At 63.7% G+C, this 7717-nt stretch carries 4 protein-coding genes and 1 pseudogene; all 5 read left to right on the top strand.

The annotated features are described in order from the left end of the window. The first annotated feature begins 320 nt into the window (after positions 1 to 320). On the top strand, positions 321 to 851 hold the full coding sequence (aroK, locus tag ABNU97_RS16350; RefSeq protein WP_348767734.1) for a shikimate kinase AroK: 531 nt from the start codon (positions 321 to 323) through the stop codon (positions 849 to 851). After that, positions 848 to 1357, top strand: coding sequence for an RDD family protein (locus ABNU97_RS16345; RefSeq protein WP_348767733.1), 510 nt, complete (start codon positions 848 to 850; stop codon positions 1355 to 1357). Before aroK ends, ABNU97_RS16345 begins: the two co-directional genes overlap by 4 nt. Then, the gene (aroB, locus tag ABNU97_RS16340) at positions 1354 to 2463 is read left to right on the top strand and encodes a 3-dehydroquinate synthase (protein ID WP_348767732.1); all 1110 of its coding nucleotides are present in this window, start codon (positions 1354 to 1356) and stop codon (positions 2461 to 2463) included. Before ABNU97_RS16345 ends, aroB begins: the two co-directional genes overlap by 4 nt. Before the next feature lie 248 nt (positions 2464 to 2711). Then, a complete protein-coding gene (gene gltB, locus ABNU97_RS16335) occupies positions 2712 to 7169 on the top strand; it encodes a glutamate synthase large subunit (protein ID WP_348767731.1) in 4458 nt (1485 codons plus the stop codon). A gap of 80 nt (positions 7170 to 7249) precedes the next feature. Further along, positions 7250 to 7717, top strand: a pseudogene (locus ABNU97_RS16330) (glutamate synthase small subunit); the annotation flags it as partial.

The raw sequence follows: 7717 nt of genomic DNA, 5'->3' as shown, positions 1-7717 counted from the left end.
ACGAGGGCCATTTATTGCGACCTTCGAGCTCGAGCCGGCAGACAATTTGAACGAACCCGCTAACGGGCAGTTGCGAGTGACTGTTACGACGCCACAGGGCGTGATAAGCCGAGCGTCCGCGCCGGTGTCGCAAAACCCGTAGTAGGATGAGCGGCGCGCCCTGGGCGCGCCGCTTTACTTGGTAGGATCGAGACGCGAGCTGCCTTGTGGGCAGATAACTGCGTTAAACTGCTCGCGAAATGATCCTGGTTGTTCTGGCTTGCGGCTGAATATGTGCCGGGCCCACCTATCCTCGTTTTCCGAGACCAAACTAAGATTACATGGCAGCAAACCCAAACATTTATCTCGTCGGCCCCATGGGCGCCGGCAAAACGACGATCGGCCGGCGCATCGCCGAAATCAAGGGCATGACCTTCGTGGATTCGGACCACGAGGTCGAAAAGCGCACGGGCGTCGATATCTCCTTCATCTTCGATATGGAAGGCGAGGACGGCTTTCGCAAGCGCGAACGCGAGATGATTGCGGAGCTGTCGGAGCAACCGAACACGGTCATGGCCACGGGCGGCGGCGCGATTCTGGATGAATCCACCCGCGACCTGCTCTCGGCCCGCGGCGTGGTGGTCTATCTGCAGACCTCGCTGGAACAGCAGATCGCGCGTACGCGCAAGGCCAACAACCGGCCGCTGCTGGAAGGCAGCGACGATGTCGAGGCCACCCTGGCCCGGCTCATGGAAGAGCGCGATCCGCTTTATCGCTCGATCGCCGATGTCGTGGTCGCCACCGGCGACCAGCAGGCACGCCGGCTCGCACGCGAGATCGTCGAGCAGCTCGAGGCCATCGGCACGGCGTGACGGCCCCGGCCGCCAATGCGCCGGCCTATGCCGGCTTCTGGATACGGGTATTCGCCTCGCTGGTCGACTCGATCCTGATCGCCTGCATCACCGCGCCCATCATGCGCCTGGTCTATGGGCCTGCGTTCTTTGCCGCTGAAGGGCCGTTGATCATGGGCCCGGCCCATGTGCTGGTCGTCTACGTGCTGCCCGCGGTGGCCGTGGTTATGTTCTGGATCTATCGCCAGGCCACGCCCGGCAAGATGATGTTGGGTATGCGGGTGGTCGATGCGCGCACCGGCGGCCGGCCTGGTAACGGCCAGCTGGTGATTCGTTACCTGGGCTATTTCGTTTCCTCGCTGCCGCTCGGCCTGGGCCTTCTCTGGGTCGCCTTCGACCGGCGCAAGCAGGGCTGGCACGACAAGCTCGCCAAGACCGTGGTCATCCGCGAGCAGGCGGGCAGCGGCCAGGCCGATGACGAAACCGATCACGGTCAGTTACAACAATCGGAGCGCTGGCAGGCATGAGCGTCGCAATCGAAAACACCGAGCGTGCCGAGCTGCGCGTCGATCTGGGCGAGCGCAGCTACGAGATCGTCATCGCTCGCGGCATCATCGAACAGGCCAGTGCCTACGCCGGCGCGATACGCGGCCAGCGCGTGCTTATCGTGACCAACGAAACCGTGGCCCCGCTCTATGCGGCTGCCGTGGAAAAGGCGCTATCGGCCGAACACGACGTCGATACGCTGGTATTGCCCGACGGCGAGCAGTACAAGACGCTGGCAACGCTCGACAAGATCTACGACCGGCTGCTTGAGAACGGCTACGGCCGCGATGCCACCATCGTGGCGCTGGGGGGCGGCGTGATCGGCGATATCGCCGGCTTCGCGGCGGCAAGCTACCAGCGCGGCGTCGATTTCGTGCAGCTGCCTACCACCCTGCTCGCCCAGGTCGATTCGTCCGTGGGCGGCAAGACCGGCGTCAATCATCGCCTGGGCAAGAATATGATCGGCGCCTTCCACCAGCCCACCCGCGTGCTCGCCGATGTGGGCGTACTCGACAGCCTGCCGAACCGCGAATTCGCCGCCGGCATGGCCGAGGTCATCAAATACGGCCTGATTCGCGACTGCCCGTTTCTGGACTGGCTGGATGCGAACATGGCCGCGATCAATGCCCGGGATGCCGATGCATTGATCGAGGTGATCCGGCGTTCCTGTGCCAACAAGGCCGAAGTCGTGGCGGCGGACGAACGCGAGGCCGGCCAGCGCGCCCTGCTCAATCTCGGCCATACCTACGGCCACGCCCTGGAGGCCGAACTGGGTTATGGCAAATGGCTGCACGGCGAAGCGGTCGCGGCCGGCATGTGCATGGCCGCCGATACCGCCCGCCGGCTGGGCTGGCTCGATGAGGGCCAGTGCGAACACATCGAGCGCATCATCGCCGCTGCCCAGCTGCCGACAGCACCGCCGCGCGAACTCGAGCGCGCGCGTATTCGCGCGCTCATGGCGCGCGACAAGAAGGTCACTGCCGGCACGCTGCGGCTCGTGCTCATGCGCGATATCGGTCATGCCGTGGTCACGCGCGACTACGGCGACGCGCTCGATGAAACCCTGAAACGGTATTTCGAAAATTAACCGTTTCTATAACGTTTCTTCGTCGTTGCCTGTGCGGGCCGATTGATTGCGCATCGGCCGCCTTTTATACTTTTGTTCAACGTGGGTTCGTTACCGGCGCTCGAAACGGGCTGCCACATCAGAACGGCCCGTTGCGCCGTATAGTGTGACCATCCAGGCGGCGAAAGCCGCGGCACATGATTTCCGATACGGCATTCGGCATCCGGGAATTGCCCTCGATCGCGCCGAATCTGACCCGAGGACTTAAAATGCACCAGTTGAAAGGCGGACTCTATTCTCCGGAGTTCGAGAGAGATGCCTGCGGCTTCGGCCTGATCGCGAATATGGACAACCAGCCGAGCCATTGGCTGGTCGAAACCACCATCGGCGCGCTCGAACGGCTGACCCATCGCGGCGCGGTCGCAGCCGACGGCAAGACCGGCGACGGCTGCGGCATCCTGATGAAAAAGCCGGATGCCTTCCTGCGCACCGTCGCGGCCGAAGCCGGCATCGAACTGGCGGATCACTACGCCAGCGGTATCGTCTTCTTGAACCCCGACGCCGAGCTGCGCGAGGCCGCCAAGGCCGAGCTGGGCCGCCAACTCGAGGCCGAGGGGCTGAAGGTTGCGGGCTGGCGCGAGGTGCCGATCGATGCGCAGTCCGCCTGCGGCAACGAGGCTCTTGAGACGCTGCCGCATCTCGAGCAGCTGTTCGTGAACGCGCCGGCCGATATGGACCACGCGCTGTTCGAGTCCAAGCTGGTCTTCTCGCGTCGGCGTAGCGAAAACGCCCTGCCGGACGACGACGTGTTCTATGTGCCGTCGTTGTCCGCGCATGTGTTGTCGTACAAGGGCATGGTCATGCCCAGCTATCTGCCGGTGTTCTACAAGGACCTGGCCGACGAGCGCCTGGAAACCTCGCTGTGTGTTTTCCACCAGCGTTTTTCCACCAACACCCTGCCGCAGTGGCGCCTGGCCCAGCCGTTTCGTTATCTAGCCCATAACGGCGAGATCAACACGGTCACCGGCAACCGCAACTGGTCGACCGCGCGCGCGAACAAGTTCGCCTCCGACAAGCTGCCCGATCTGGAATCGATCCTGCCGCTGGTATCCACCACCGGCTCGGATTCGCAAAGCCTCGACAACATGCTCGAGGTGCTGCTTGCCGGCGGCATGGACATCTTCTATGCCATGCGCCTGCTGATGCCGCCGGCCTGGCAGAACGTCGACTACATGTCGGCCGACCTGCGCGCCTTCTACGAATACAACTCCATGCATATGGAGCCCTGGGATGGCCCGGCCGGCATCGTGCTCACCGACGGACGCTATGCCGCCTGCTGCCTGGATCGCAACGGCCTGCGCCCGGCGCGCTATGTAATCACCAAGGATCGCCACATCACCCTGGCGTCGGAAATCGGCGTATGGGACTACAACCCGGCCGACGTGGTCGCCAAGGGCCGCCTCAAGCCCGGCGACATGATCGCCGTGGATACGGAAAACGGCGAACTGATCAAGCCGCAGGAAATCGACAAGCGCCTGGCCAGCCGTGCCCCCTACAAGCAGTGGCTGAAAAAGAACGCGCGCATGCTCGAATCGCGGCTGGCCGACACCCGCGACGAAGCCTGGATGGAGCGCGAGCAGGTCAAGGTCTACGAAAAGCTCTTCCATGTGTCGTTCGAAGAGCGCGACCAGGTGCTGCGTCCGCTCGCCGAGGCCGGCCAGGAAGCCACGGGCTCCATGGGCGACGACACGCCGTTCCCGGTGCTCTCGCGCGTGGACCGCGTGGTCTACGACTATTTCCGCCAGAAGTTCGCCCAGGTCACCAACCCGCCGATCGACTCGCTGCGCGAGCGCATCGTCATGTCGCTGGAGACCTGCTTCGGGCGCGAACGCAACGTGTTCGAGGAAAACGAGGAACGCGCCAAGCGCCTGGTCGTGGACTCGCCGGTGCTGTCCACAGGCAAGTTCCGGCGCCTGCTGTCGATCGACGACGAAGACTACGCGCACACCCTCATTGACCTGAACTACGACGCGAACACCGCACTGGCCGACGCAATCGCGGCCATATGCGATCAGGCGGTGGAGGCGGTCAAGGCAGGCAAGACGGTCATCGTGCTCTCCGATCGCGAGATCGAACAGGGCAAGCTGCCGATTCAGGCGCTGCTGGCCACGGGTGCGATCCATCATCGCCTGACCCGCGAAAATCTGCGCTGCGACGCCAACCTGGTGGTAGACACCGCCAGCGCCCGCGATGCGCACCACTTCGCCTGCCTTATCGGCTACGGCGCGAGCGCGATCCATCCGTACCTGGCGTATGAAAGCCTCAACGACCTTGTACGCTGCGGCCAGGTGGACAGCCGCGACCCGGACGAGCTCTGCGCGACCTATCGCAAGGGCATCAACAAGGGTCTGTACAAGATCATGTCCAAGATGGGCATTTCCACGGTCACCAGCTACCGCGGCGCCCAGCTGTTCGAGATCGTCGGCCTCGATGAAGAGGTCACCGAAACCTGTTTCAAGGGTACGGTCAGCCGTATCTCGGGCGCCGGCTTCGCGCATCTGCAGGCCGATATCGCGCGCCTGGCACAGAACGCCTGGAATCCGCGCGTGGCGATCAACCAGGGCGGGCTGCTCAAGTTCGTGCACGGCCAGGAATACCACTGCTACAACCCGGACGTGATCGCCACCCTGCACGACGCCGTATACACCGGCGACTACGACAAGTACCGCGAGTACGCCGATATCGTGCAGGGCCGGCCCGTGTCGGTGCTGCGCGACCTGTTCAAGCTGCGCGACGATATCGAGCCGATCTCCATCGATGACGTCGAGCCCATCGAAGACATCACGCCCCGTTTCGACTCGGCCGGCATGTCGCTCGGCGCCCTGTCGCCGGAGGCGCATGAATCGCTGGCCCAGGGCATGAACCGTATGGGCGGGCGCTCGAACTCGGGCGAAGGCGGTGAGGACGCGGCCCGCTACGGCACCGACAAGATGTCGAAGATCAAGCAGGTGGCTTCGGGCCGTTTCGGCGTGACCCCGCATTATCTGGTCAACGCCGAAGTACTGCAGATCAAGATCGCCCAGGGCGCCAAGCCCGGCGAAGGCGGCCAGCTGCCCGGGCACAAGGTCAACGAAATGATCGCCCGCCTGCGCTATTCCAAGCCGGGCGTGGCACTCATCTCGCCGCCGCCGCATCACGACATCTACTCGATCGAGGATCTGGCCCAGCTGATTTTCGACCTCAAGCAGGTCAATCCGCAGGCGCTGGTATCGGTCAAGCTGGTGTCGGGCCCCGGTGTGGGCACGATCGCAGCCGGCGTGGCCAAGGCCTATGCCGACCTGATCACCATTTCCGGCTACGACGGCGGCACGGGGGCCTCCCCGCTCACCTCGGTGCGCTATGCCGGCACGCCGTGGGAGCTCGGCCTGTCCGAAACCCAGCAGACGCTGCGCGCCAACGACCTGCGCGAAAAGGTGCGGGTCCAGACCGACGGCGGGCTCAAGACCGGCCTCGACGTGATCAAGGCCGCGATTTTGGGTGCCGAGTCGTTCGGCTTTGGCACCGGCCCGATGGTGGCGCTCGGCTGCAAATACCTGCGCGTGTGCCATCTCAACAACTGTGCGACGGGTGTCGCGACCCAGAACGAGGTGCTGCGCGAGCGCCACTTCATCGGCATCCCCGAGATGGTGCAGAACTTCTTCGGCTTCATCGCCCAGGACACCCGCGAACTGATGGCCAAGATCGGCGTGCGCTCGCTGGGTGAACTGATCGGGCGTACGGACCTGCTCGAAATCCTGCCCGGCGAAACCGCCAAGCAGCAGGGTCTCGATCTGTCGCCGATCCTGTCCAAGGGCGGCCTGGCCGACGATATCCCGACGCAGTGCCTGGATCCGCACAACGAACCCTTCGACAAGGGCGAGTTGGCCGAACAGATGGTCGCGGATGCGCTGAATGCGATCGAAAACAAGACCGGTGGCACCTTCGAATACGAAGTGCACAACAACAACCGCTCGCTTGGCGCGCGGCTGTCCGGGGAGATCGCCCGCCGCCACGGCAATCTGGACATGGAAGACGCGCCGATCACGCTCAAGCTTACCGGCACCGCCGGCCAGAGCTTCGGCGTGTTCAACGCGGGCGGCCTGCATATGTATCTCGAAGGCGACGCCAACGACTATGTCGGCAAGGGCATGGCCGGCGGGCGGCTGGTAATCCGCCCCTCGCGGGATGCCGGTTTCGTGGCTCGCGATGCAGCCATCATCGGCAACACCTGCCTGTACGGTGCCACCGGCGGCGCGCTTTATGCTGCCGGCATGGGCGGCGAACGCTTCGGCGTGCGCAACTCCGGCGCAACGGCCGTGGTGGAAGGCATCGGCGATCACGGCTGTGAGTACATGACCGGCGGCTGTGTGGTCGTGCTCGGCCATACCGGCGTGAACTTCGGTGCCGGCATGACCGGCGGTCTGGCGTACGTGCTGGATGAGAAGCGCGAGTTCGTCGACCGCTATAATCATGAGCTGATCGATATCCATCGGCTGGTTTCCGAAAACATGGAAGCCCATCGCCACTACCTGCGGGAGATGATCGAGGCCCACGTGGCCGAAACAGGTAGCGCCTGGGGCGCCGAAATCCTCGAGGATTTCCGCGACTACATCGGCCAGTTCTGGCTGGTGAAGCCCAAGGCCGAAAGCGTGGAAACGATTCTGGATACGCTCAATCGCGCGGCCTGATCACGCCGCAGACACAAGGCCCGGACGCGCCTGCCCCAGGGCAGGCGCGGCGCGGGCTGCGTAACGACTAAAGGTTAGCAATGGCAAAGAATCATTTGCAGTTTCTCGACATGCCGCGCCAGGACCCGAAAAAGGTCGAGGTGCCGGTACGCATCCACGAATTCGCCGAAATCTACGGCCAGTTCGACAAGGAAACGGCGTCGCAGCAGGCCGGACGCTGTATTTCCTGCGGCAATCCCTACTGCGAATGGAAATGCCCGGTCCATAACTACATTCCGAACTGGTTGAAGCTGGTCAACGAAGGCAACCTGTTCGAAGCCGCCGAGCTGTCGCACGCGACCAACACCCTGCCCGAGATCTGCGGTCGTATCTGTCCGCAGGATCGGCTGTGTGAAGGCGCCTGCACGATGAACGATGGCTTCGGCGCCATCACCATCGGCTCGGTCGAGAAATACATCACCGACGAGGCCTTCAAGCAGGGCTGGCGTCCGGATGTATCCAACGTGGTCTGGACCGACAAGAAGGTCGCGGTCATCGGCGCCGGCCCG

Origin of the sequence: uncultured Salinisphaera sp. (assembly GCF_964012375.1) — a bacterium.
Classification (GTDB): domain Bacteria; phylum Pseudomonadota; class Gammaproteobacteria; order Nevskiales; family Salinisphaeraceae; genus Salinisphaera.
The sequence above is the reverse complement of the archived record's forward strand: the minus strand, read 5'-3'. Positions and strand labels throughout refer to the sequence as shown.

Bases quoted from the DNA above. Each gene is read 5' to 3' on its own strand.
- gltB (WP_348767731.1), top strand. From the start codon at position 2,712: ATGCACCAGTTGAAAGGCGGACTCTATTCTCCGGAGTTCGAGAGAGAT.
- aroB (WP_348767732.1), top strand. From the start codon at position 1,354: ATGAGCGTCGCAATCGAAAACACCGAGCGTGCCGAGCTGCGCGTCGAT.
- aroK (WP_348767734.1), top strand. From the start codon at position 321: ATGGCAGCAAACCCAAACATTTATCTCGTCGGCCCCATGGGCGCCGGC.